At 72.8% G+C, this 23,577-nt stretch carries 21 protein-coding genes and 2 pseudogenes; 12 read left to right on the top strand and 11 right to left on the bottom strand.

The genetic code is table 11. The features are described 5' to 3' along the window. The coding region (locus tag IEZ06_RS37865) for a nucleotidyltransferase domain-containing protein (RefSeq protein WP_229798513.1) at positions 1 to 860 on the bottom strand (860 nt) is incomplete at its 3' end. Here IEZ06_RS37865 and IEZ06_RS21770 point away from each other — a divergent pair. From IEZ06_RS21770 to IEZ06_RS21760, 3 genes are read left to right on the top strand one after another with little or no spacing between them, the layout of a single operon-like run. Then, entirely contained in the window at positions 859 to 1,440 is a 582-nt protein-coding gene (locus IEZ06_RS21770; RefSeq protein WP_229798511.1) for an alpha/beta fold hydrolase, read from the top strand. The genes IEZ06_RS37865 and IEZ06_RS21770 overlap by 2 nt on opposite strands. A gap of 12 nt (positions 1,441 to 1,452) precedes the next feature. Next, on the top strand, positions 1,453 to 1,887 hold the full coding sequence (locus IEZ06_RS21765) for a MarR family winged helix-turn-helix transcriptional regulator (RefSeq protein WP_229798510.1): 435 nt from the start codon (positions 1,453 to 1,455) through the stop codon (positions 1,885 to 1,887). After that, positions 1,884 to 3,104 (top strand): epoxide hydrolase family protein, encoded by a 1,221-nt coding sequence (locus tag IEZ06_RS21760; RefSeq protein ID WP_189238535.1) that lies wholly within the window; start codon positions 1,884 to 1,886, stop codon positions 3,102 to 3,104. The genes IEZ06_RS21765 and IEZ06_RS21760 overlap by 4 nt, the downstream gene beginning before the upstream one ends. A 7-nt stretch (positions 3,105 to 3,111) precedes the next feature. Here the strand turns inward: IEZ06_RS21760 and IEZ06_RS21755 are convergent, their stop codons facing one another. Both IEZ06_RS21755 and IEZ06_RS21750 read right to left on the bottom strand, forming a co-directional pair. Continuing rightward, positions 3,112 to 3,564: a transposase gene (locus tag IEZ06_RS21755; RefSeq protein WP_203872051.1), complete on the bottom strand. Its 453-nt coding sequence runs from the start codon at positions 3,562 to 3,564 to the stop codon at positions 3,112 to 3,114. Between the two features lie 133 nt (positions 3,565 to 3,697). Then, entirely contained in the window at positions 3,698 to 5,212 is a 1,515-nt protein-coding gene (locus IEZ06_RS21750; protein ID WP_189238534.1) for an alpha/beta fold hydrolase, read from the bottom strand. 189 nt (positions 5,213 to 5,401) lie between these two features. Here IEZ06_RS21750 and IEZ06_RS37860 point away from each other — a divergent pair. From IEZ06_RS37860 to IEZ06_RS21740, 3 genes and pseudogenes are all read left to right on the top strand, one after another. Next, positions 5,402 to 5,735, top strand: a pseudogene (locus tag IEZ06_RS37860) (transposase family protein); the annotation flags it as partial. A 9-nt stretch (positions 5,736 to 5,744) separates the two neighbouring features. After that, a pseudogene (locus IEZ06_RS21745) lies at positions 5,745 to 5,972 on the top strand (IS5/IS1182 family transposase); the annotation flags it as partial. 10 nt (positions 5,973 to 5,982) lie between these two features. Further along, on the top strand, positions 5,983 to 6,690 hold the full coding sequence (locus IEZ06_RS21740) for a class I SAM-dependent methyltransferase (RefSeq protein ID WP_189238533.1): 708 nt from the start codon (positions 5,983 to 5,985) through the stop codon (positions 6,688 to 6,690). 458 nt (positions 6,691 to 7,148) lie between these two features. On the opposite strand, the gene IEZ06_RS21735 is transcribed toward IEZ06_RS21740, so the two are convergent. The 3 genes from IEZ06_RS21735 to IEZ06_RS21725 all read right to left on the bottom strand — a co-directional run bounded on the left by IEZ06_RS21735 (position 7,149) and on the right by IEZ06_RS21725 (position 9,174). Continuing rightward, entirely contained in the window at positions 7,149 to 7,355 is a 207-nt protein-coding gene (locus tag IEZ06_RS21735) for a hypothetical protein (RefSeq protein ID WP_203872052.1), read from the bottom strand. Between the two features lie 80 nt (positions 7,356 to 7,435). Then, positions 7,436 to 8,377, bottom strand: coding sequence for a siderophore-interacting protein (locus IEZ06_RS21730; RefSeq protein WP_189238532.1), 942 nt, complete (start codon positions 8,375 to 8,377; stop codon positions 7,436 to 7,438). Positions 8,378 to 8,427: 50 nt separating this feature from the next. Next, positions 8,428 to 9,174: a CHAP domain-containing protein gene (locus tag IEZ06_RS21725; RefSeq protein WP_189238531.1), complete on the bottom strand. Its 747-nt coding sequence runs from the start codon at positions 9,172 to 9,174 to the stop codon at positions 8,428 to 8,430. A 231-nt stretch (positions 9,175 to 9,405) separates the two neighbouring features. Here IEZ06_RS21725 and IEZ06_RS21720 point away from each other — a divergent pair, with 231 nt between their 5' ends. Next, positions 9,406 to 9,855, top strand: a complete 450-nt coding sequence (locus tag IEZ06_RS21720; RefSeq protein WP_189238530.1) for a hypothetical protein — start codon at positions 9,406 to 9,408, stop codon at positions 9,853 to 9,855. Between the two features lie 82 nt (positions 9,856 to 9,937). Here IEZ06_RS21720 and IEZ06_RS21715 read toward each other — a convergent pair whose 3' ends face one another. The 3 genes from IEZ06_RS21715 to IEZ06_RS21705 form a co-directional block, all read right to left on the bottom strand. After that, entirely contained in the window at positions 9,938 to 10,816 is an 879-nt protein-coding gene (locus tag IEZ06_RS21715) for an alpha/beta fold hydrolase (RefSeq protein ID WP_203872053.1), read from the bottom strand. Further along, entirely contained in the window at positions 10,813 to 12,351 is a 1,539-nt protein-coding gene (locus IEZ06_RS21710) for an FAD-dependent oxidoreductase (protein ID WP_189238529.1), read from the bottom strand. Before IEZ06_RS21710 ends, IEZ06_RS21715 begins: the two co-directional genes overlap by 4 nt. 115 nt (positions 12,352 to 12,466) lie before the next feature. Next, a complete protein-coding gene (locus tag IEZ06_RS21705) occupies positions 12,467 to 14,155 on the bottom strand; it encodes a diguanylate cyclase domain-containing protein (RefSeq protein ID WP_189238528.1) in 1,689 nt (562 codons plus the stop codon). Between the two features lie 189 nt (positions 14,156 to 14,344). Between IEZ06_RS21705 and IEZ06_RS21700 the strand changes: the two genes are divergently transcribed. Together IEZ06_RS21700 and IEZ06_RS21695 are read left to right on the top strand one after the other, a co-directional pair. Beyond that, positions 14,345 to 15,088 carry a TetR/AcrR family transcriptional regulator gene (locus tag IEZ06_RS21700; protein ID WP_229798508.1) on the top strand — a complete coding sequence of 248 codons (744 nt, stop codon included), beginning with the start codon at positions 14,345 to 14,347 and terminating at the stop codon, positions 15,086 to 15,088. Positions 15,089 to 15,119: 31 nt separating this feature from the next. Beyond that, positions 15,120 to 16,385 carry a cytochrome P450 family protein gene (locus IEZ06_RS21695; protein WP_189238527.1) on the top strand — a complete coding sequence of 422 codons (1,266 nt, stop codon included), beginning with the start codon at positions 15,120 to 15,122 and terminating at the stop codon, positions 16,383 to 16,385. A gap of 54 nt (positions 16,386 to 16,439) precedes the next feature. Here IEZ06_RS21695 and IEZ06_RS21690 read toward each other — a convergent pair whose 3' ends face one another. Together IEZ06_RS21690 and IEZ06_RS21685 are read right to left on the bottom strand one after the other, a co-directional pair. Beyond that, positions 16,440 to 17,816 (bottom strand): glycoside hydrolase family 16 protein, encoded by a 1,377-nt coding sequence (locus IEZ06_RS21690; RefSeq protein WP_189238526.1) that lies wholly within the window; start codon positions 17,814 to 17,816, stop codon positions 16,440 to 16,442. Between the two features lie 295 nt (positions 17,817 to 18,111). Then, on the bottom strand, positions 18,112 to 19,740 hold the full coding sequence (locus tag IEZ06_RS21685) for a pectate lyase family protein (RefSeq protein ID WP_229798507.1): 1,629 nt from the start codon (positions 19,738 to 19,740) through the stop codon (positions 18,112 to 18,114). A gap of 526 nt (positions 19,741 to 20,266) precedes the next feature. Here IEZ06_RS21685 and IEZ06_RS21680 point away from each other — a divergent pair. The 3 genes from IEZ06_RS21680 (at position 20,267) to IEZ06_RS21670 (ending at position 23,524) form a co-directional block, all read left to right on the top strand. Further along, on the top strand, positions 20,267 to 21,364 hold the full coding sequence (locus IEZ06_RS21680) for a pectate lyase family protein (protein ID WP_189238524.1): 1,098 nt from the start codon (positions 20,267 to 20,269) through the stop codon (positions 21,362 to 21,364). Next, positions 21,364 to 22,407 carry a pectate lyase family protein gene (locus IEZ06_RS21675; RefSeq protein WP_203872054.1) on the top strand — a complete coding sequence of 348 codons (1,044 nt, stop codon included), beginning with the start codon at positions 21,364 to 21,366 and terminating at the stop codon, positions 22,405 to 22,407. The genes IEZ06_RS21680 and IEZ06_RS21675 overlap by 1 nt, the downstream gene beginning before the upstream one ends. Before the next feature lie 76 nt (positions 22,408 to 22,483). After that, the gene (locus IEZ06_RS21670; protein ID WP_203872055.1) at positions 22,484 to 23,524 is read left to right on the top strand and encodes a pectate lyase family protein; all 1,041 of its coding nucleotides are present in this window, start codon (positions 22,484 to 22,486) and stop codon (positions 23,522 to 23,524) included. Positions 23,525 to 23,577 lie beyond the last annotated feature (53 nt).

The raw sequence follows: 23,577 nt of genomic DNA, 5'->3' as shown, positions 1-23,577 counted from the left end.
GGGGGTGGGGGAGAGCCGGTACCGGGACATGCCATCAATTTACCATCGGAGAGATGGGGTCCGGCGGGTATTCTGCCGACATGAAACAGATCACGTTGCGGCTTCCCGACGACCTTCACGCACGGCTCAAGGAGTTGGCCGAACATGAGCACCGATCCCTGCACGCACAGGTGCTGCACATCGTGCAGCAGGCCGTCCCGGCTCCGCCGGACCATCCCTGACGGGACGCCCGTTCCTCCCCGGCCTGAAGGCCGATGCATCCTAGGCGGACTGAGGTGAAGACGCGTGACGCCTGTCACGATCCAGACGGCGCCGTACGCGCTCTGGGCGGTCAGTCCCCATAGACCGAGCGGACGGGAGGCCCGGTCGCAGAGCCTGCGCCAGTAGCGGTCGAGGTTGTCGTCGGTCCAGGCCGCCAGGGCGTGCGGGTCACACCAGATGTCCGGCCCGGTGAGCTCGGGGCCGCGGCAGACCGTACCGTGACGGGCGAGGGTGTGCCAGGTGACCGGGTTGTCCGGAACGGCGCCGCCATGGAGGCGGCCTTCGTGGCTGTGGGGACGGGGGCCGATGCCGACGGGACCACGCCGGAGATCGTCCCAGGTCAGGTAGACGCCGTCGAAGAACGGGCGGGGCCATCGGGCACGCAACCGCGTGTGGACGCGTTCCAGCGCGGTCAGGGCGGCGCCTTGTGGCGGGGTGGCGGTGACCGCCACGAAGTCGATGTCGCTCGTATGGGGCCGGAAGTCGCCGAGGGCCACCGACCCTTCCAGGTACAGTCCTTCGACGAGACCGGCTGCTTCACCGTCGATCGCCTGGAGGTAGGCGGCGACGATGTCCCCGACGGGGGCGGGAAGTGTCATGCGATCGCAGTCTGCCATCCCGCCCCTCATGACCGGCCTGACCACCGGCCGCCTGCGCGTGGACGGCGCCACGCTGCACTACGAGGTGCGCGGAAGCGGGCCGCTCCTGCTGCTGATCCCCGGCGGAGCCGGCGACGCGGCCTCCTACGACGGCATCGCCGACGACCTGGCCGTCGACCACACGGTCGCGTCCTACGATCCGCGCGGCATGTCCCGCAGCCCGCTGGACGACCCGCAGGCCCCGCAGCGGGTCGCGCAGCATGCCGGCGACGCGTTCCGGTTACTGGAGCTGCTGTCGCCGGACGCGCCCGCCCGCGTGGTCGGCTGCAGCTCAGGTGCGATCGTCGCGCTGCACCTGCTCACGACCCATCCTGAGCGGATCGAACGCGCCGTGGTGCACGAGCCGCCGGTGGTGGAGGTGCTGCCGGACGCCGCCGAGCACCGCGCGCTGCTCGCCCGCGTCCAGGGCGCGTTCCGCAGGGAAGGGCTGATGCCCGCGGTGGCCGAGTTCGCGGCGGGCCTGCGGCGGCCGGGAGGACGTGCACCGGGAAGTGCATTAGTAATTTATATAAATTACTGATATAAAGTTCCCGTGCTGGATGTCACCGAACTGACCGCGGTCCTGGAGGACCTGACCCGGATGCACATCCGCCTGCCCGTGAGGCAGCGCCTGAGCTTCACGACGCTGTCGGTGCTGCACACGCTCGAAGGCCGCGGTCCGATGCGGTTGACCGAGCTCACCGCCGCCGAGCAGGTCACGCAGTCCGCGATCACCCAGCTGGTCGCCAAACTGGAACGCGACGGGCTGGTCGAACGCCGGCCCGACCCCTCCGACGGCCGCGCGGTCCTCGTCCACGTCACCAACGCCGGCGCGGCGGTCGTGAGGAGCCGGCGGGCCGAACGCGTCGCCGGCCTCGAACGCCTCGCCGCCGCACTCACCCCCGCCGAACGCGATGCGATCGCCGCCGCCCTCCCGGCCCTGGCCCGCATCGCCCGGGCAGGGGACGAACCAGGAGGACACCCGTGATCGACCCGACCCCGATCCACGTCCCCGAGGACGTGCTCACCGACCTGCGTGCGCGTCTGGCACTCACCCGCTGGCCGGAGGACGCGGGCAACCAGGACTGGTACTACGGCGTGAACCGCGCCTACCTGCAGGAGCTCGTCGAGTACTGGCGCACCGGCTACGACTGGCGCAGGGCGGAAGCCGCGATCAACGCCTACGAGCACTACCTCGTCGACGTCGACGGCGTCCCGGTGCACTTCATGCGCCGGCCCGGCGTCGGCCCGGAGGGCGGACCGGCCCCCACCCCGCTGATCCTCACCCACGGCTGGCCGTGGACGTTCTGGCACTGGGCCAAGGTCGTCGACCCGCTCGCCGATCCGGCCGCGTACGGTGGCGACCCCGCGGACGCGTTCGACGTCATCGTCCCCTCGCTGCCCGGCTTCGGGTTCTCCGGCCCGCTGCCGGACCACCCCGACCTGAACTTCTGGAAGATCGCCGACATCTGGCACAATCTGATGACCCGCACCCTGGGGCACGCGAGGTACGCCGCCGCGGGCTGTGACGTCGGCGCGCTGGTCACCGGCCAGCTCGGCCACAAGTACGCCGACGAGCTGTACGGCATCCACATCGGATCCGGCCAGAAGCTCACCCTGTTCAACGGCGACCGGGCCTGGGACCTCTCCGCCGGGCGGCCCATCCCGGAAAACCTGCCCGCCGACGTCCACGCGCAGGTCGTCGCCATGGAGAAGCGGTTCGCCGTCCACCTGGCCGCGCACGTGCTCGGGCCGAGCACGCTCGCGTACGGGCTGTCGGACTCCCCGGCCGGCATGCTCGCCTGGATCCTCGAACGCTGGGTGAACTGGAGCGACAACCACGGTGACGTCGAGACCGTCTTCAGCAAGGACGACCTGCTCACGCATGCGATGATCTTCTGGGTGACGAACTCGATCGGGACGTCGGTCCGCACCTACGCCAACAACAACCGGTACCCGTGGCGGCCGTCCCATGACCGGCAGCCGGCGATCGAGGCGCCCACCGGCATCACGTTCGTCGGCTACGAGAACCCGCCGGGCGTCGGCACCGGCCAGCGCGTCCGGCACTTCCTCGGCACCGACCGCGCGGCGTGGTACAACCACGTCAACCTCACCGCGCACGACCGCGGCGGCCACTTCATCCCCTGGGAGGCCCCCGACGAGTGGATCGACGACCTGCGCCGGACGTTCCGCGGCCGCCGCTAGGCCTGTTTCAGAAGTCAGCTGAGGACTGGTTCCGCCCGAGAGCTCTATGCACCCGGGCGGTCTCAGCGGTCCAGTAGGTCACATCACGGGCGATGCGATCCGGATCGCGTTCGACGCCCAGATGCAGCTTGGTGGTCCATCCGCCCCGGGAGCGGCTCAGGGCGTGGTCGTCCGGCTCGCCGGTCAGCCCGCCGGACGGCTCGAGTTGCGTCGGGCCGTCGCGGCGGGCCCCTGCCGCGTGCTGGTGGGCTCGGCAGACCGTGGAGTCCACGCTCACGTCCCAGGTGATCAGCCCGGCGGCATCGGCACGGGTCTGCAGGGCGGTGACGATGCGCGCCCGTACCCCGGCCCGCTGCCAGCGCCGGAACAGGCCGTAGACCGTCTGCCCGGGCCCGTAGCGCTCGGGCACGTCCCGCCACGGCGCCCCGGTCCGAACCCGCCAGCGGATGCCATCGATCAACCCCGCCACCGGCTGAACGACAACGGAAGGTCCCTGCGACAACGCGACGGCATGACGCTGAGCCGTCAGCCAGGAGCGCAGATCCGCCTTACGGTCGTCGGATGGTTGAGAGGGGGTGCGCTGGACGGCGGGGTCAGCAGGCGGTGTCGGCGGCCGGCAGTTCACCGGTGGTGAGGTAGCGGGTGACCGTGGCGTTGAGGCAGGCGTTCCCGTAGTGCGGGAACGGGGCGTGGGTGTGGGCGTCGATCGTGACCAGGCGTGACCCGCGGATGCGCGCGGCCACGGCCCTGCTCACGGACGGCGGCACCGCCACGTCCCGCAGGGCCGCGACGACCAGGGCGGCCGGCGCGCGGTTGCCGTCGAGCCGCACCGGTTCGTCCCTTGCGGGCGGCCAGAAGGCGCAGGGGTTGATGTTGGCGTTGACCGGGCCGAACAAAGGGTGGCGGTCCCGCTGGGAGGCGATGTCGCGCAGGTAGACGCGCGGGTCGCGCGGCCAGGGAGCGTCGGCGCAGCGGTAGGCGATGTTGGTGGCGGTGTGGTGGTCGGCGGGCACGCCGGGCACGCCCTCGGGCTGCGCAGGGCGGATGGGGAACGGCAGGGACGGCTCCCGTCCGGCCGCGACGGCGGCGAAGGCCGCGGCGACGACGCCGAAGGCGCGCTCGTCGTAGATCCCGGCCACCAGCAGGGCACCCAGCTCGCCGGCGGTCCAGGCGTGACCGCCGATGACGATGGGCGCTCGGGCGGCCCGGTCGAGGATCCCGGTGAGCGTGGCGCGCACCTGTGCGGTGCTCTCCCCCAGACCGTATTCGGAGTGCCGCGCGGCGGCCCAGGCGGCGAGGGCCACCGTTCCCTCCTCGAACGCAGGGGTGCGGCCCATCTCGTAGGGCCGCCAGATCGTGTCGGCGTTCACCGGGCTGTCCAGGACGAACCGGTCCACGCGGTGCGGGAACAGCGTGCCGTAGACGGTGCCGAGCAGTCCCGCGTACGAGCCGCCCAGGTAGGAGATCTTCTCCTCGCCGAGGGCCGCGCGGATGAGGTCCATGTCACGGGCGGCGTTCGCGGTGGTGGCGTGCGGCAGGGCCCAGCCGGAGGCCCGTACGCATTCTTCGGCGTAGCGCCGGGCTTCGGCGGCTTCGGCGGGGAAGCGTCCGGGGGCCGCGGGGCGTACCCAGAACCCGCCGGGCTCCTCCTCGGGCCGCCCGCAGCCGATGGGCGTGCTGCGTTCGACGAATCTCATGTCGAACCCGACCAGGTCATAGCGGGCGCGGACCTCGGCGGACAGCGCCGGGGCGAGGCTTGCGGGCAGCGGGACGCCCGGCCCGCCGGGTCCACCGCCGGTGGTGAGCAGAACGCCCCGGCGCCGCGCCGGGTCGGTGGCGGGCAGCCGGGAGATGACGACGGAGATGGTGCGGCCACGCGGGCGGCGGTGGTCGAGGGGGACGGTGACCCGTGCGCATCGCAGGTCCGGCGTGCTCACCCCGGCGCACGCCTCCCACCGCAGTCCCTTGCCCCCGGTGGCGCTACCGGGTGCGGCGGCCAGGGGCGGCGCCTGCCGCGCCGCGGCGGCGCCGGTCCCCCCGGACCAGGCCGGCGCCACGGCGACGGCGAGCGCGGCCGGCAAGGCGAGGAGGGTTTTCCGTACGGGCATGGGTCTCCCTGCCGTGAAGGGGGGTTCGCGAGCGACCTGAGGGGAGGCCGGGCCCTGACGATCACCTGGCGCGCGGGCCGTGTCAAGCCGGCAGCGTTGGTCCGATCATGCCGGCCTGGTCAGGCGGACCACTGCCCGTGATCGTTTTCATGGTGTTTTCATGGCTCCTCCAGTGGACGGCCCGGCCGTGTCGGCGACGCCGTGCACACCGCCGCACGGAAGGCTTCCCGCCTGGCCGGTGCCGTCCTGGATGGCACGCTCCTCGGCATCGGCCGGCTGGCCGATGATGCGCCGTACTCCTCCGGAAAACACCATCGGCACGGGGTGAACGGCCGGTTCCTCACCGATCCGGCCGGCCGCCTGGCGGCAGGCCTCGCCCGCGCTGCCCGGCGCGGGGCACGATCTCGCCGCGGCCCGGCAGGCCGGTCTGATCGACACCTTCACCGGCACCGGCGTCCGGATCTTCGCCGATCAGAGGTACCAGGGTCCGGGCGGCACGATCCGCACACCGTTCAGGCATCGGTAGCACGGCCGCCACCTGCGCACACGCGGCATCGTCCTGGTCATCGCCCGCCGCGGCGCCCCGCACGGCTCCGGGCTGGGTGCCGCCAGGTGGGTGGTCGAGCGGACCTTCGTCTGGCTGCACTGGTTCGAACGGCTACGCGCCGGCTACGAGCACCGCGCCGATCTCCATCAGTGCCTGCTCGACCTGGCGTGCGGCATCATCCGCCTGCGCCGACTCCGACGGAGGGGCCCATAAGATCGCGATCATGACGGATGACCTCACGGTCAAACCCGAGCAAGACTGGGAGCGCCAGGCGTACAACTGGATCAGGTGGGCGCGCAGGCCCGGCTTCGACTCCTACTGGGGATACCGCTCACGGTTCCTGGAGTTGGTGCCTGCGCCCGGAGCGGCCACGCTCGACCTCGGCTGCGGTGAAGGGCGGATCTCCCGAGACCTGTCGGAGTCGGGGCACCGTGTCACCGGGGTGGACGTCTCGCCGATCCTCGTGGAGGCAGCGCGTCAGGCTCATCCGGACGGCCGGTACCTGGTGGCCGATGCCGCCGGCCTGCCGTTCGACGACGGCGCCTTCGACCTCGTCGTCGCCTACAACGTCCTGATGGACGTGGACGACCTGGACAGCTCGGTCCGTGAGGCGGCCCGGGTCCTTGCTCCCGGTGGCCGACTGGTGCCGGCCATCACTCATCCGATCACCGACACCGGCAGGTTCGACGGTGAGAGGTTCGTGCTCGACGGTTCTTACTTCGAACGTCGGCGGTTCAGGCAGGAGGTGGAGCGCGACGGCCTGCCCATGGTGTTCAGCGGTTGGGACCAGCCGCTGAGCGACTACACCGGCGCCCTGGAGGCCTCCGGGCTGCTCATCGAGGCACTGCGTGAGCCGGTCACGCTCCGAGCCGACGGCACTTCTCACCACATCCCGTGGCATCTATGGATGCGGGCGCTCCGACCGGCATGACATCACGCGGCGCGAGGACCGATCGTGGCCTCGTTGGAGCCCGATACAGGTCGTTCATCCTGCCGACGGTGAAGATCGCCAATTGACGCACCGCTTCTTCCCTGCGCTTCAGCGATCACGAACGGATTCTCGCCCGACCGACCGCGAGCATGCTGGCGGGTTTCGGACGTCGCGTTCGTCGAGGCCTGTGGCATCCGCGATCTGAGGCACTACAGGGCGAACGTTCGCTGATGCGGCACCAGGGTCTGTTTCAGAGGTCGGTTCAGGTGGTAGATCGCTGCCGTGACCGGCCGCGGTACGGCCTGGCCATCCAGATGGTGGCCTCGCGCGCGATATCGCTGTGATCGGTCTCGGCGGTGAGCCGGTGCTCATGGCGGAGGTCCTCGCAGCGGCCGTCTGGTCAGCAACGCCTCAGCATCGCACGCCACCGGGCCGGATCGAAGGCGGCAGCGGGCGGCTCACAGCCACTCGCCGATCACTGCGACATGGAGGGTGGCCTCGTAGCGGACGGCGGGCCTGTCATAGCGGGTGGCCACCGCCCGGTGGCGCTTGAGCCGGTTGATGCCACACTCGACCGCGTGCCGGGCCTTGTCAGCGCGGATGCGGTCCGGGCGGGTGCGGGGACGGCCGGGTCCGAGCCGGGGGACGCGGATGCGCTCCAGCACGGCGCGAAACTGCGGCGCGTCCCCTGCTCGCGCACGGGTCTCGGAGCGGCGGGGACGCCGCAGCGGACTTCGAACAGGGTTCAGTCGCTCTCGGTGCGTCCCAGCCGCCAGTAGCCCATGAAGGCCACCGAGGAGCGGTCGATCCCGGCCTCCTGCACCAGGTGGCGGCGGAGCAGCTTGACCGCCCCGGCCTCGCCGGCCAGCCAGGCGTAGAACCCGCCCGCGGCGGGGCCGGTGGGCTGGGGGACCTCCCAGAGGATGCCGGCGTCCACGTCGACGTCCTCCAGCGCGGTCCCGGCGCCGGGGGAGACCTCCGGCGCGGCGAGCTCGCGGACCGCCTCGCGCACCGCGGGGATCAGCAGGTCGCCGTGGCGGGCCCCGTCGCGGGGGAGCCAGGTGACCCGCACGCCCGGCGGGACGTCGAGCGGGAGCGCGTCGGCGGCCTGGGGGACCTCGAGCAGGATCCGGGCCCGCACCTCGGAGGAGAGGGTCTCGGCGATCGAGCAGATCGCGGGGACCGCGGTCTCGTCGCCGGCCAGCAGCAGCCGGTCGGCCCCGGGCGGAGGCGCCCACTCCTGCCCGCCGACCGGGCCGGGGCACTCCGCGTTGGGGCCGAGCACCACGAGCCGGTGGCCGGGGGCGGCGTAGGCGGCCCATCGGGAGGCGGGGCTGGTGTCGCCGTGCAGGACGAAGTCGATGTCGAGCTCGCGCAGCGCCGGCCGTACGGCGCGCACGGTGTAGGTGCGGATCGGGTTGCGCAGCGCTTCGGGGAGCATCCGCCAGCGCCCGTACCAGGAGTCGTCGTCGCCGAGCGGGGTGAAGGTGCCGTCGGGCAGCGGGAGGACCACCTTGACCCGCTGGTCGAAACCGCACTGGGCGAAGGCGGCCAGATCGTCACCGGTGAGGGTGATCCGCACGAAGCTCGGGCTGAGCCGGTGCGAGCGCAGGACTCGCACGTGGAAGAAGCGGTAGGCCGGGATCTCCCTGGCCTGCTCGGGAGCCGGGGCGCTGTTCACGGTCATGGGGTCGCCTTCTGTCAGGAGGTTGCATGACCAACTTAGCTTTGCCTAACCTAATCGATCAAATCCTGACGGCGTTCCGCTCCTGCGCGGCGGCGCCCGGAGCGCCGGTGCCGTCCGGCCGGAGCGGGGCGCGGCCGCCACCGGGCCACGAGGAAGGTCCAGCCGAGCACCAGGCAGGCCAGCACCGTCAGCGGGGCGGGCTCCAGGAGCACCGGGAGCGCACCTCCGGCATCGGACAGGGTCAGGGAGGCGGTGTCCGCGGGGCGCACCTCGACCGGTCTGCCCGCCGGCGCCGCCCCGTCCTCCACGGCGCTCCGGGCGAGGTTCTCCTTGTTCTCCCTGACCTTGCGCGGCAGTCCGTAGCCGACGACCTTCTCCTGGTCGCGGACCTTGCGCTTCAGCCAGACCCGGTCGACGTTGGCCTCGATCGTGTGGATCGTTCCACCGTCGACGCGCTCCACGATGCCGACGTGGTCGACGCCCTTGATGTCGTCGCCGCCGGACCAGTCGAAGAAGACCAGGGCGCCGGGTTCCGGCTCGGCGCTCCAGGCGCCATTGGTCTCGAACCAGCGGGCGTGCGAGGGGGTCCAGGCGAACCGGCCCACGTAGTCCGCCACGTCCGCCTTGTCCGCCGCCCAGGCGATGAACATGTCGCACCAGGGGGCCGTGCGGTACTGGGGGTCCCGGACCACGGCGGTCGAGTACCACTCGCCGAACTTGGTGTGCTGCCCGGGGCGCTCCCGGTACCCGAGCTCCGCCACCACGACTTCCAGCAGTTCATCGCCTATCGGATCCACGCCCGCCCGTCACCTTCGTCCCCCGCCCTCCGGAAAGGGGTCATCAATCGACAAGGCTGGACTTTAACCCGGTAAACCCGGACAAGGGGGACGATCTACTGAGCGATACCGGATTCGACGGACGGGGAGAAGTACGGCGGTCCACCGTCTACCATCGGCCGTCCCCGGTCGCCGCCGCGTCCCGGTCGAATAGCATTTGCGCGACACCACGCGACGGGAACGGGTTCCTCCATGTTCGACGACAAGACGCAGGAGACCCTGCGCCGCCTGCTGGACCTCGCCGAGCATCCCGCCACCCCGCAGGCCGAGCGGGCCCTGGCCCTGGCCCGGGTCCGGGCGCTGGTCATGGTCCCGGACGGCGACACCCGCCGCGCCCCGGTGACCCCGGGGATGGAGGCGGGCATCCTCAAGGGGATCGCACCGCTGACCCGCCGGGTGGACGAGGACCTGGTCGACGAGGTCCACGGCGACCTCTACGCCTTCGGCACCCGCTACCGGGTGATCGGCGAGGTCGCCGACGAGATGGCCCGCGTGCTCGAACGCTGGGCCGCGACCGTCCCGGCCAAGCGCCACCGCCACGAGGAGGCGGTCCGCGTCACCGCCGCCAAGCTCGCCTACCTCCTGCAGCGCAGGGACCTGTTCCGCGGCTCGGGACGGGGCGGCCGCCCCAGGGCGAGGTGAGCGGGCGGGACCGGCCGCCCGGCGCCGAGGCGGGCCCTCCGCCCGCGGACGCGGCTCACCCCGGCGGGGCGGGTCCGGCCCTTCAGGTCCGCTCCGCCCGCTCGGCCTGCCCTGCTCGTCCGGTGTGCTCCGCTCGTTCGGCGTGTTCGGCGACGAGGCGGGCGATCAGGCCGGGACGGGTCAGCGGGACCCAGTGCCGGGCCCGCACCCGCTGCACCCGGATGTCCGGGACCCACCGGCAGGCCGCCTCGGCGGCGGCCCACGTCACGTAGGCGTCCTCGGACGGCACCACGACCTGCACCGGCACCTGCGTGCGACGCTCCAGCGGGCGGCCCAGCCGCGGGGGTACGTTCGCCCGGTAGAGCGCCAGGCCCGTCACCGCGTCGCGGACGGAGGAGGGACGGTGCCGTTCGGCCCGGTGGAGCAGCCGCCCGGCGAGCCCGGAGCGCCAGGCCAGTTCCGGCAGCACCGGCAGCCGGAAGAACCCGATGTACCAGGAGGCCAGCAGCTGGCGGGCGGCCCGGGAGCGCCGGGCGCCGCGCATCCAGTGGCCCACATGGTCGAGGCAGGGCCCGGAGATCGAGGTGAAGGACGCGAACCGCCCGGGCATCGTGCACACCGCCTCCCAGCCCTGGATGGACCCCCAGTCGTGTCCGGCCAGGTGCACCGGTCCGGTGGGGGCCACCGCGTCGAGCACGGCTGCCAGGTCCGCAGCCAGCCGCGCGAGGGAGTACGGCTCCCGCCCGCGCGGCCGGTCCGACGCCCCCGCCCCCCGCACGTCGTAGGAGACCACGTGCCAGCGCTCCGCCAGCTCCGCCGCGACCGGGTCCCAGACGCGGTGGTCGTCCGGGTAGCCGTGCACCAGCACCACGGTCGGCCGGGCCGGATCCCCCTGCTCGTAGACGGCCAGGTCGAGCCCGTCACCCCTGATCCTGCGCACCGCCGTACCCGGGGGAGTCACCCGGCCGCCTCACGCTCCGTCTCGGCGTCCGGCAGCTCCATCCGGTCGAGGGGCTCGGTGGCCGGCCCCTGCAGGACCGCGCCGTCCACGCCGAACCGCGAGCCGTGGCAGGGGCACTCCCACGTGCGCTCGGCGTCGTTGAAGCCCACCACGCATCCCAGGTGGGTGCAGACCGCCGAGACCGCGTGGACCTGCCCGTCCTCGTCGCGGTAGACCGCACAGCGCTTCCCGCCCACCTTGAGGACCGCGCCCTGCCCCCGGTCCAGCTCCTCCAGCGCGTCGGCCGGTCCGGTGCCCAGCCGGTCCCCGACGAAGTGGGCGGCGACGGCCGCCTGCATCTTCAGCGCCGGTCCCGCCTCCCGGAGCGGGTGCAGCCGCCGGGGGTCGTAGAGCCGCGTCCACGACCGCTGCCGCCCGCGGATCAGGTCCGTCAGCAGCAGGCCCGACATGACGCCGTTGCTCATGCCCCAGCCGCCGAACCCGGTGGCGACGTAGGCGTGGCGGGCACCGGGGTGGAGCGGCCCGATGAAGGGCAGCCCGTCGGTGGTGTGGTTGTCCTGGGCCGCCCACCGGTAGGCGACCTCGGCGGCGCCGAACCGCTCGGCCGTCCACGCGGCCAGCCGGTCGAACCGCTCGCCCACCCCGCCGGCGCCCGGCTCGAACTGCTCGCCGGTGACGATCAGCAGCCGCCGGCCCTCGCCGTACGGCGCCGTCCGGACGGAGCGGGTGTTCTGCTCGGTGGTGATGAACGTGCCGCGGGGGTCGGCGCCGACCGGGATCGGGGCGGCGACGACCAGCTCGCGGTGGGGCTTCATCCGGGTGAACAGCATGGCGCGGTCGAACACCGGGTAGTGGGTGGCCACCACCACGTCCCGGGCCGTGACGGTCGCCCCGCCCTCGGTCCGCAGGGTGCACGGCTCGCCCTCGTCGAGCGCCACGACGCGGGTGCCCTCGAAGATCCGCACATCGCGGGCGGTCATCGCCTCGGCGAGGCCGAGCAGGTACCGGCGGGGGTGGAACTGCGCCTGCCCGTCCACCCGCACCGCCCCGGCGACCGGGAAGGGCAGGGGGGCGGAGGTCGTGAACTCCGCGGCCAGTCCCGCCTCCGCGGCGGCCTCGGCCTCCCGGCGGAGCTCCTCGACGCCGTCCTCGGACTCCACGTAGGTGTAGGAGGGGAGGCGCTCCAGTTCGCAGTCGATGCCGAGCTCGGCGGCGGTCCGCGCCACGTGCTCGACCGCCTCCGTCTGGGAGGTGGCGTACAACCGGGCGGTCTCCGCCCCGGCGGACTTGGCCAGCCTGGCGTAGATCATCGTGTGCTGGGCCGAGAGCTTGGCCGTGGTGTTCCCGGTGACGCCCTCCGCGACCCTCCCGGCCTCCAGCACCGCCACCGACAGGCCCTCCTTCGCCAGTTCCCAGGCCGTGCTCAGCCCGGCGATCCCGGCGCCGACCACGGCGACGTCGACCTCGAGGTCCTGGGTGAGCACCGGGTACGGCCGGCCCGCCGCCGATTCGATCCAGAAGGATTGCGTAGTCATGCGCGGCTCCTGCCCGCCAGACGGCGCCTCTCACGTCCGGCCGGCCCCGCGGGGCGGAGGTGAGGCCTTCCCGCCGGGCCCGGGAGTGCCCCGGACCCGGGCCCCGCGCCGCGGATCAGCGGCCGGGCGCAGGCGGGGGCAGGAGGCGCTCCCGTGCGGCGTCCGCCCCCGCGAGGGCCTCGCCGAACGGCACCGGCCGCCGGGACCGCCGGCGTTTGGACTCGTACATGGCCGTGTCGGCCTGCGCGATGAGGGCGTCGCCCGTGGAGCCGGGCGCGGAGCACGTCACACCGATGGCCGCGCTGAGCCGCGCCGTACCGGCCGACAACGCGACCTCGCCCTCCAGCGCCTCACCGACCCGTTCGGCGATGCCGGCCACCTCCGCGGCCACTTCGAGCCGGGGGCAGATCAGCAGGAACTCGTCCCCGCCGATCCGTCCGACGACGTCGTCGCTGCGGATCACCCCCCTGATCCGGTCCGCGGCCTGCACGAGCAGTTCGTCGCCGGCCGCGTGCCCGAGGGAGTCGTTGACGGACTTGAACTCGTTGAGGTCGATGAAGATCACCCCGGTGAGGTGCCGGCCCTGCTCCGACAGCTCCCGGTCGAGGATCGCCAGGCTGGAGGCGCGGTTGTGGCAGCCGGTGAGGTGGTCGAACGTCGCCCTGATCCGCAGTTCCTCGCGCGAGCGCACGCTCTCGGTGATGTCCCGGACGCAGACGAGCGCCCCGGGCGCGCCCTCCTCGTCCGACAGGCCGACCAGGGTCACCGCGCAACGGCGCCGCCTCCCGCGGGCCGCGGGAGGCGCGACGGTGACCTCGATCTCGCGGTCGGGGCCTCCGCACAGCACGTCCTCGAGCGCCGCGTCCAGCACCGCCCGGTCGTCGCCGACGACGCTCGCCAGCCGCTCCCGGGCGGTCCCGGCCGCACCGGTGCCGAACATCGCAGCGAGCTGGGAGTTGGCGTAGACGACGGAACCGTCCCGCCCGAGCTGCAGCAGGCCGACGGGCAGGGATTCGGCGAGCCGGCGGAACAGGTGCTCGCGCCGGCCCAGCGCCTCGTAGGCGGCCATCTCCTCGGAGACGTCGCTGATGTGGCTGACGATGACGGCGTCCGCGAGTTCGGCCGCCTCCGGGTAGGTGTTCTCGATCTCGACCCACAGCCAGCCGCCGTCCGCGCAGCGGTGGCGCAGCCGCGACCGCGAACCCTGCCTGGTGCCCAGCATGTCGAGCCAGGCGGTGATGGAGCGGTGCACCTCCTCCTCGTGGAAGAACCGCGTCGACCGGGAACCGATCATCTCCTGCCGGGTCCAGCCGAGCATCCGGGTCACCCGGTCGTCGATGTCGACGATGACCCCGTCGAACCTCTTGAGCATCCGGGCGGAGCGCGGGCGCAGGGACGCCAGCGACTGCTCGGTCGAGGCGCCGCCGGATGCGGTCCCCTGCCCGTCGAGGTCCACCAGTACGCAGACGAACACGCCGTAGCGGTGCCGCATGTCGATGGCGGTCACCTTGCAGCGGCGGTCCGGCTCGTCGCGCATCCGGGCGTCGAGCGACGCCACTCCGGTCCTGCCCGCGCGCTCCCACGTCGTGAGGGCCGCGACCACGTCGTCCGGGTGCAGCAGCTCCAGCATGTTGGCCCCGTCCTCCGGCACGGGGACCAACCGGTCGGCGCCGAGACCCAGCGCCGCGGGCACCGGCACACGGAGTCCGTCGGGCGCCAGCGCCGCGACGCGTCCGTGCGGGTACTCCAGCAGCCCGGTCAGGGTCCTGTCCCGGGCGTCGAGGGATTGAACGTGCTCGGTCATGGAGGTCCCATCGGCGCCGGGCGGGGCTTCTTGAGGCCGCCCGGCGGGACGGGATCCGTCACCGGGCGCCGCACCGCGGCCTTCCCCGCGGTCGGGAGGGGCACAACTAGGGTTGACGGGGCGACCGGATCCCCCGTCCGGCCGCCGGGCCGGACACCGCCGACGAACGCACCAGGAAGACTCCGCGACGTGACACCACTCGACACACCTCTCGGCACGACCTCCATGACCCCGGCCGAGGCCGCGCGCGACCGGCGGGCCGAACGGATCCTGGACGCCGCCGCCGAGCTGCTGGCCGCCCGGGGATACCGGCGGGTCACCGTCGAGGACGTCGCCCGCCGCACCGGGATGGGCAAGGGCACCGTCCGCCTGCACTTCGCCACGGAGGAGGCACTGTTCCTGACGGTGCTGATGCGCTCCCAGCGGCGGATGGCCGGGCGCCTCATCGACGACATGCGGGCGGACCCCTCCGCGGTCCTGCCCGGCGAGCTGGCCCGCTCGGCCTACCTGCTGATCCACCACGACCCCGTCGCCCGGGCGGTCCTCACGGCCGACTCCGAGAGCCTGGAGTCACTGGGCAGGAGCGCCTCCGCGCTGGCCGGGGATCTCGTCGAGACCGGCGAGCGGGTCGCCGACGGTTATTTCGAGGTGCTCCGCGCGCACGGCCTGGTGCGCGCGGATCCCCCGCTCCGGCTGCAGCGCCACGCGTTCGCCGCGGTCCTGACCGGCTTCCTGATGAGCGGGCCGGCGGCACCGGGGGATGAGCCGGGCATCGAGGCGAGGGCGGGCATGCTCGCCGAGGTCGTGCGCTCGGCCTTCGAGACGCCCGCTGGTGCCGAGGCGGCGCGCGCGGCGGCGCCCGAGGTCGTCGCCCTCTGCCGGCGCCTGCACGACCGGCTGCACGAGGAGATCGTCCGCCAGAAACTCACCTGACACCCACCCTGACATCCACGAGGGGGAGACCATGAGCACTCCGGCAGGTCCTGTCGCGACCGGCGCGTTCGACCTGATGGACCCCGCGCTGCTGGACGATCCGCACGGCGGGTTCGCGCGGATGCGCGAGCGGGCGCCGCTGGTGCGCGGCACCGTCCCCGGCACCGCCGCCCCCGTCTGGCTCGTCACCCGCTACGACGACGTCAAGACGGTCCTGGGCGACACCCGGTTCGTCAACGACCCGGCGCACGTCCCCGGGCGGGAGGTGGAGAACATCCGCGAGCAGGTGATCCGGGCGCGCGGCATCCCCCCGGAGTACGCGCGGTACGTGCTGGACAGCATCCTGGACGCCGACGGCGAGGACCACATCCGGCTGCGCAGGCTCGTCTCCCGGGCCTTCACCGCGCGCCGGGTCGCCGAACTGCGCCCGCGGGTCGCCGAGATCGCCGAGGACCTCCTCGACCGGCTTCCCGCCGCGGCCGAGGACGGCGTCGCCGACCTGATCGAGCACTTCGCCTACCCGCTGCCGATCACCGTCATCTGCGAGCTGGTCGGCATCCCGCAGGAGGACCGCCCGCGGTGGCGGGAGTGGGGCGCCGCGCTGTTCGCACCGGATCCGGCGGGGTTCGGCGCGGTGCTGCGCGACATGGTGGGACACATCGAGGAGCTGATCGTACGGCGCCGCGCCGACCCCGGCGACGACCTGCTCACCGGGCTGGTCCACGTCCACGACGAGGACGGCGACCGGCTCGGCGACGCCGAGCTGGTCACGATGGTCCTGACGCTGGTCCTGGCCGGGCACGAGACCACCGCCCACCTGATCGGCAACGGGACCGCGGCCCTGCTCGCCCATCCCGGGCAGCTGGCCCTGCTCCGCCGCGAGCCGGAGCTGATGCCCCGCGCCGTCCACGAGCTGATGCGCTGGTGCGGTCCGGTCCACCTGACCCGGACGCGCTACGCCGCCGAGGACGTCGAGATCGGCGGCATGACGGTCCGCCGGGGCGAGGCGGTGATGGCCGTCCTGGCCGGGGCCAACCGCGACCCGCGCGTGTTCGACGACCCCGACCGTCTCGACATCACCCGCGAACCGGACGGGCGGCGGGAGGACCACGTCGGCTTCGGCCACGGGCTGCACTACTGCCTGGGCGCCGCGCTGGCCCGGCAGGAGGGCGAGGTGGCGCTGACGGCGCTGCTGCGCCGCTTCCCGGACCTCGCCCTGGCCGTGCCGCCCGGGGACCTCCCGCGGCAGCCGCTGCCGGGCATGTGGCGTCTGGCCCGGCTGCCGCTGAGGCTCTGAGTCTCCGGGGCGGCCGGGCCACCGCGGGCGGCGACCCGACCGGCCCGGCCGGGATCAGTTGCCGAACGAGAACCAGTTGAGGTTGACGAAGTCGGCGGGCTGCCCGCTGCTGAAGGTGACGTAGACCGTGTGGGTCCCGGTCACCGGGGTGATGTTGGCGGGGACGGTGCGCCAGCTCTGCCAGCCGCCGGTGTCGGCGATGGCGAAGTCGCCGATCGGCGCGGCGGTCGGGCTGCCCAGGCGCACCTGGACCAGTCCGCTGACCCCGCCCGCCGCCCCGGACGCGACCCGGGCCTTGAACTGGGTGGCCGCCGTGCTCCCGAACCGCACGTTGTCGAAGCGCAGCCAGTTGCCGTTGCCGATCCCGCCGACGTTCTGCCCGCCGCCCGCGTCCGTGGTGGACTCGACCATGACGCCCGACTGCGCCTGGTGGGCCTCGGCCTGGATGGTCGAGCGGGCGTCCACCCCGCCGGGGTCGCCGGTGGGGGTGACCGTCGGGGTGGGTTCGGGGCCGGAGCCGCTCTGCCAGACGGCCACGTAGTCGACGAGCATCGGCCGGCCGGAGACCGTGGCCGCGGTCGGCGTCTGCCCGCCCAGCGCGTTGGGGAACGCCCCGCCCATCGCCACGTTGAGCAGCAGGAAGTATCCCTGGTGGGAGGTCATGTTGTTCCAGGTCGCGGCGTCGAACTGGTTCTGGCCGAGGCTGTGGAACAGCTGCCCGTCGACGTACCAGCGCAGCTGGCCGGGGGAGACCGAGCGGTCCCACTCGAAGCGGTAGGTGTGGAACGCCGACTGGCAGGACGCCCCGGGGCAGGTACGGCTGGCGCCCAGGCCGGTGGTCTCGTTGCAGGGGCCTCCGGGGTTCACCCCGCAGTGGAGCACGGCCCAGACGGAGTTGATCCCGTTGACGTTCTCCATGATGTCGAACTCGCCGATGGCGGGCCAGTTCCAGTAGTTGCCGCGGTAGGGGCCGCCCAGCGCCCAGAAGGCGGGCCAGTAGCCCAGCGCGGCCTCACCGGTGACGTCGGGCATCTGGATCCGGCCCTCGATGCGCAGGATGCGGCCGTCGGCGGGCTTGAAGTCGGCGCGCCGGGTCTCGATGCGGCCCGAGGTCCACTCGCCCCCGTTCTTGATCGGGGTGATGCGCAGGTTGCCGCCGCCGTCGAGGCTCAGGTTGGCGGGGTCGGAGGTGTAGCGCTGGATCTCGCCGGTACCCCAGTTGGCGGGGCCTCCGGGGTAGGAGTGGCCGGTGTCGACGATCCAGTCGGCGGAGGAGGGGAGGGATCCGGCGCCGCCGTCGAAGTCGTCGCTCCAGACCAGGGACCAGCCGGAGGGGGTGGGCGGGACGGCGGCGTTGGCGGCGACGGCGGCCATCGGCAGCGTCAGCGCCGCGATGATGACCGGGATCCATCTCAGAGAGCGATTTCTCATGCGTGGACGGCTCATTCGAGGCCTCTCTCGGTGGGGGGGCGAGGGGCGGTCGATCGTCGCTGCAGCATGAAGACCGATTAACGCTACTGTTGCGCGAACGTTAATTCCGGTCAATATCTACGGTAAAAATTTAGAGAGCGCTCTCCGGTCCGGCCGCGGTGCCGTACGGCCGCCCGGAGGCGCCGGAGGCCCGGTCGCGGAGGCCGGGGCCGCGCGGGTGCCGGGGGCGGCGTCCCCCGGAAACGGAACGGGGTCCCGGTGGGCGTGCCGCCCGCCGGGACCCCTCAGCAGAGGGTCAGCCGCCGATCTTCCCGACCCCGGCCCCCGCGGTGACGATCGCCTTCACCGAGGCCGGATCGTCCAGGGTGTAGCCGTAGTAGGCGCTCGCCTCCTGCACCGTCCCGCTGCAGTCGGGCTGGCCCGAGTCGTCGGCGAACACGTTGTTGCGGGCGACGCACCTGCCCGACGGCCCGGCGTAGTGGTTCGTCACCGGTTCCTCGACCCGCTCGAAGTAGTTGCCCTCGACCAGGCAGCCGGCGTCGGCCTGGCAGGCCACCCCGGTGTCGGTGTTGTAGACGTAGTAGTTGTTGAACACGTGGACCGGCTCGCCGAACCGCACCCGCGGGTTGCGCTGCGGCGTGCGGTCGAACCAGTTGTGGTGGTAGGTGACCTTCAGCCGCCCGGTGTCCTGCGCGCCGTTGTCGTCGTCATGGCCGAGCAGCATGTTCTTGGTGTGGTCGTGCGTGCGGTTCCACGACACGGTGACGTAGGACGAGCCGCGCTTGATGTCGACCAGCCCGTCGTAGCCGCAGCACAGGTCGTTGTGGTCGATCCAGACGTGGTGGGAGAACATCTGCACGTTGATCGCGTCGTCGGTGGCGCCGCGGAACGTCAGGTTGCGGACGATGACGTTGTGCACGGCGTCCGCGGGCGGCGAGGTGACCGCGTCGTCGGCGGGCAGGCCGATGTTGAACCCGCCGCCGCTGATGCCCGCACCGGATCCGATGCCCACGATGGTCTTGTCCGAGGCGACGTCGTGCATCCCCGCCGGAACGTTGATCATCCCGCGCACGCAGATGTTCAGCGGACCGCTCCGCCCGATCGCGGTGATCAGCTCACCGGCCGTGTCGACCTCGACGGTGGGCCCGCCGGCGCCTCCCGTGGTGCCGTTCTGGCCCCAGGCGTTCACCGAGGCGAACCCGGCGGGCGCGCCGGAGGTGGCGCAGGACCCCGGGGGCGGCGTGTCCGTGACCGTGGGGGTGGGCGTGGGGCTGGCCGACGGCCCGCCCGTACCGGGGACGTCGGTCACCAGCACGTCGTCGAACGCGGCGCTCGCGTAGTGGCCCGCGAGGCCCGCCCTGCCGGAGGGGAAGGCGGAGTCCGTCGCCGAGACGACCTCCACGCCGTCGACGAAGCCGCGCAGCGTCGTGCCGAACGCCTCCAGCCTGAGCGTGTACCACCTGCCCGCGGTCACCGTCGCCGGGGCCGAGTCGAGGGTCGCGGGTGCGCCGCCGCTCCGCTTGCCGAGCACGACCGAGCCCGTGTTGCTCAACCCGAGGAAGTAGTAGGCGCCGGTGCCCTGGGCTCTGGCCAGCACCGCGACGTACCTGCCGCCGCCGTTGAACGCGATCGGCTTCACCCGCGCCTGCACGGACTGGTCCGACCAGCCGGCGCCGGTCACGGCCCTGGCGTCCGCGCCGGTGCCGCCCTGCCGGTACACGCGGGAGCCGTCGGCGACCACCGACCAGCTCCCGCCGGACTTCGACCACCCGGCGGCGTCGCCGTCCTCGAAGTCGTCGCCGAGCAGCGTCGCGGCGGACGCGCCGGGCACCGCCACCAGGGTCAGCACCCCGAGCAGCGTGGCGGTGACGGCCGCGAGCGCGGTCAGCAGCGGACCGGCGCTGCGCTCTTTCCTGCTTCGCACTGTGGAACCTCCAGTTCCGAGGCACCGCCCGGGCATGCCTCGGCCCGGCCGGATGTGCGGGTACGGAGTCAGGGAAAGCGCTATCCGGTCTCTCCGCACTTGTACGCCACGCGGCGGGGCGGGTCAAGGGGGGCGGTCCGCCGTGATCCCGCCGCGCCGACGGGCGGGACGGTGGGCCGCCGCGGCGGAGCTCACCGGACGACCCGGCGGACCGGCCGCGACCTGCGGCTCCGGGTGGGGCGGAAGGGTGACCGGCTGCGGCGGAGCATTGCGGCGACGGGGGTGGAGCGCGGGGACGGGCTCCCGGGGGCGGGGGATCCGCGGCGTTCTCACCATTGACTGACCGGTGTTGTTAACGTACGTTCACCGTAGTCAAGGAAAGCGCTTTCCTCTCTCGGTCCTTCACCGCGACCGACGTACCGCTCATGCCCGGGGACGGGTGCGGACGGGCCGGCCGCTCGCGACGCCCCCTCCGCCGAGGCACCGCAGGCCCCGCCACCGGTGCATGCAGAAAGCAGAGCGACCCATGACATCCAGCCCGTCCGCCTCCCCCCGGCCCCCGGGCCCCGCCGCCGGGAGGGCTCGCATCCGGTACCGCAACCGGGTGGTGGCACTGGCCACCGCAGCGGCCACCGCCCTGACCGCCCTGACCGCGCTGCCGGCGAGCGCCGCCCAGGCCCCGGCGGCCGCCCCGTACGGCGCGGCCGCCCCGGTCGGCTTCGCCTCCGTCGACGCCCTGGGCCAGCACGGCACCACCGGCGGGGCGGGCGGACCCACCGTCACGGTGACCACCACCGCGCAGTTCCTCGACTACATCGCCCGGCCGGGTCCGTACGTCATCCAGGTCTCCGGCAGGATCACCCTGCCGACCGGCAGGACCGACGGCATGCACGACGTCACCTCGGACAAGACCGTCGTCGGCCTGGGCTCGGACGCGGCCCTGGTCGGCGGCGGGCTGAACATCGGCCTGCGCGTCGACGACGACGTCACCGCACCGCCCGCGAACGCCGTGCACAACGTCATCATCCGGAACCTCGCCTTCTCCGGCGCCACCGACGACATGATCAACGTGCAGATGTTCAGCCACCACGTCTGGATCGACCACAACGACTTCTCCAACGGGGACGACGGCGCGGTGGACATCAAGCGCGGCTCCGACTTCGTCACCGTCTCGTGGAACCGGTTCCACGACCACGACAAGACGCTGCTGCTCTCCCACGACGAGGACGCCGGGCCGCAGGACATCGGACGGCTGCGCGTGACCTACCACCACAACTACTTCGACGCCTCCGACCAGCGCCACCCGAGGGTGCGCTTCGCCGCCCTCGTCCACGTCTACAACAACTACTACCGGGACAACAGCTACGGCATCGCCTCCACCTACGACGCCGGGGTCCTCGTCGAGAACAACTACTTCTACAGCGTCAACAACCCGGGACGGGTGGACTTCAGCGGAGACCTCGGCCGCCTGGTCGAGCGGGGCAACATCCTCGTCGCCTGCAACCACCCCATCGAGACCCGCGGCACCGTGACCGAGCCGCGCACCCACTACCCGTACACCGCGGACCCCGCCGCCGACGTGCCGACCATCGTGTCCGCCGGCGCCGGTGTCGGAAAGATCTGATGCAGATGACGAACGGCACCCACCGCCTCCCCGGTCTCCGGCACCTGGCGGCGGCACTCTCGGCCGCCCTCCTCGCGGCCGCGCTCACCGGCGCGGGCGCCACCGCCCAGGCGGGCACGCACCCCCCGCAGGCCGGTGCGGGTGCGGCCCGCGCCGCCGACACCCCGATGGGATTCGCCTCGGTCGACGCCCTCGGCCGGAACGGGACCACCGGAGGCGCCGGCGGCCCCACGGTGACCGTCACCACGGCGGCGGAGCTGAAGGACTACGCGGGGCGGCGCGGCCCCCACGTCATCCGGATCTCCGGCCGCATCCGGCTCGGCGGCATGATCACCGTCATCGCCGACAAGAGCATCCTGGGAGTGGGCTCGACCGCGGAGATCACCGGCGGCGGACTCCAGCTCGGCTCGACCACCCGGCCCGGCAACAACGTGATCATCCGGAACATCCGGTTCACCGGCGCCTCGGACGACTCCGTCAGCGTCACCAACAAGGCCCACCACGTGTGGATCGACCACAACGACTTCTCCGGCGGGTACGACGGCCTGCTCGACATCAAACGGGAGTCGGACTTCGTCACGGTCTCGTGGAACCGCTTCCACCACCACAGCAAGGCGGCGCTGCTCGGCCACTCCGACACCTACACCGCCGACATCGGCAAGCTCCGGGTGACCTACCACCACAACTTCTTCGACGGCACCGACCAGCGCCACCCCCGGGTGCGCTTCGCCGAACCCGTCCACGTCCTCAACAACTACTACCGGAACAACGCCCTGTACGGCGTGGCCTCCACCGAGAACGCCGGCGTGCTGGTGGAGGGCAACCACTTCGAGAACGTCGCCCACCCCGTGCACGTCGGCTACGACAAGAGCGGGCCGGGCCGGGTGGTCGAGCGAGGCAACGTCTACGTGAACTCCGGCGTGCCCGAGACGGCGGGCACGGTCGTCGAACCGCGCACCTACTACCCCTACACGGTCGACGACCCCGCGGCCGTCCCGGCGATCGTCACCGCGGGCGCCGGCGTCGGGAAGATCGGCCTCTAGCCCGCGGCGGCTCCACCCGCCCACCGCCCGCCGGTACCCGCCGGCGGGCGACGCCCCCCACCCGAAAGGCAGACCCGTGATCCGGACCGCCACCGCCCGCACGAACCGCCCCGGCCGCCGCACGGCGGCCGGGGCGGTCGCGGCCGCCGCCCTCGCCGCGCTGCTCGGCTCCGGCGGCGTCCCTGCACCCGCGCTCGCCGCCGTGCACACCCCGGCCGCCGCGGCGGCCGACGGCCCCGTCGGCTTCGCCGCCGTCGACGCCCTCGGCCGGAACGGCACCACCGGAGGCGCCGGAGGCCGTACGGTCACCGCCACCGACGCCGAGCAGTTCCTGGAGTACATCGACAGCAAGGAGACCCTCGTCATCCGGGTGGCGGGCACCATCGCCATCACCAGCAAGCAGGGGGTGCGGCCCAACAAGACCATCATCGGGGTCGGGACCTCGGGCCACATCACCGGCGGCGGCCTGGACTTCTACCGGTCGTACAACGTGATCGTGCGCAACCTCCGCTTCACCGCCGCCGAGGACGACGCGATCAACGTCGGCCGTGAGTCGCACCACATCTGGATCGACCACAACACCTTCTCCGGCGCGGTCGACGGCTCCATCGACGTGGTGCGCGGCGCGGACTACGTCACCGTTTCGTGGAACCACTTCGACCACTCCGACAAGAGCATGCTGATCAGCCACTCCGACGGCGCCGCGGGCACCGACGTGGGCCGCCTGAAGGTGACCATCCACCACAACTTCTTCGACAACAGCCGCCAGCGCCACCCCCGCATCCGGTTCGGCGAGCCGGTGCACGTCTTCAACAACTACTTCCTGGGCAACGAGCTGTACGGCGTGGCCTCCACCGAGAACGCCGGCGTGCTGGTGGAGGGCAACTACTTCCAGGACGTCCCGCACCCGCTCGTCTCGGCGAGCGGCTACGCCGACAGCGGGCCGGGCAGGGCCGTCCAGCGCGACAACGTCTACGTGAACTCGGGCGTGCCCGAGACGGCGGGCACGGTCGTCGAACCGCGCACCTACTACGCCTACACGGTCGACGACCCCTCGACCGTGCCCGCGAAGGTGCGCTCCGGCGCCGGTGTCGGGGCGCAGTGGGGCCCGGCCTGACCGGCGGATCCGGACCCGGCCCGCACGGGGCGGCCCGCGAGTGTCTCTAAGCT

The organism is Planomonospora antibiotica, from assembly GCF_014647955.1.
Lineage (GTDB): Bacteria > Actinomycetota > Actinomycetes > Streptosporangiales > Streptosporangiaceae > Planomonospora > Planomonospora parontospora.
Note: the sequence above shows the minus strand (reverse complement) of the source record. Positions and strands in the feature narration are given on the sequence as shown.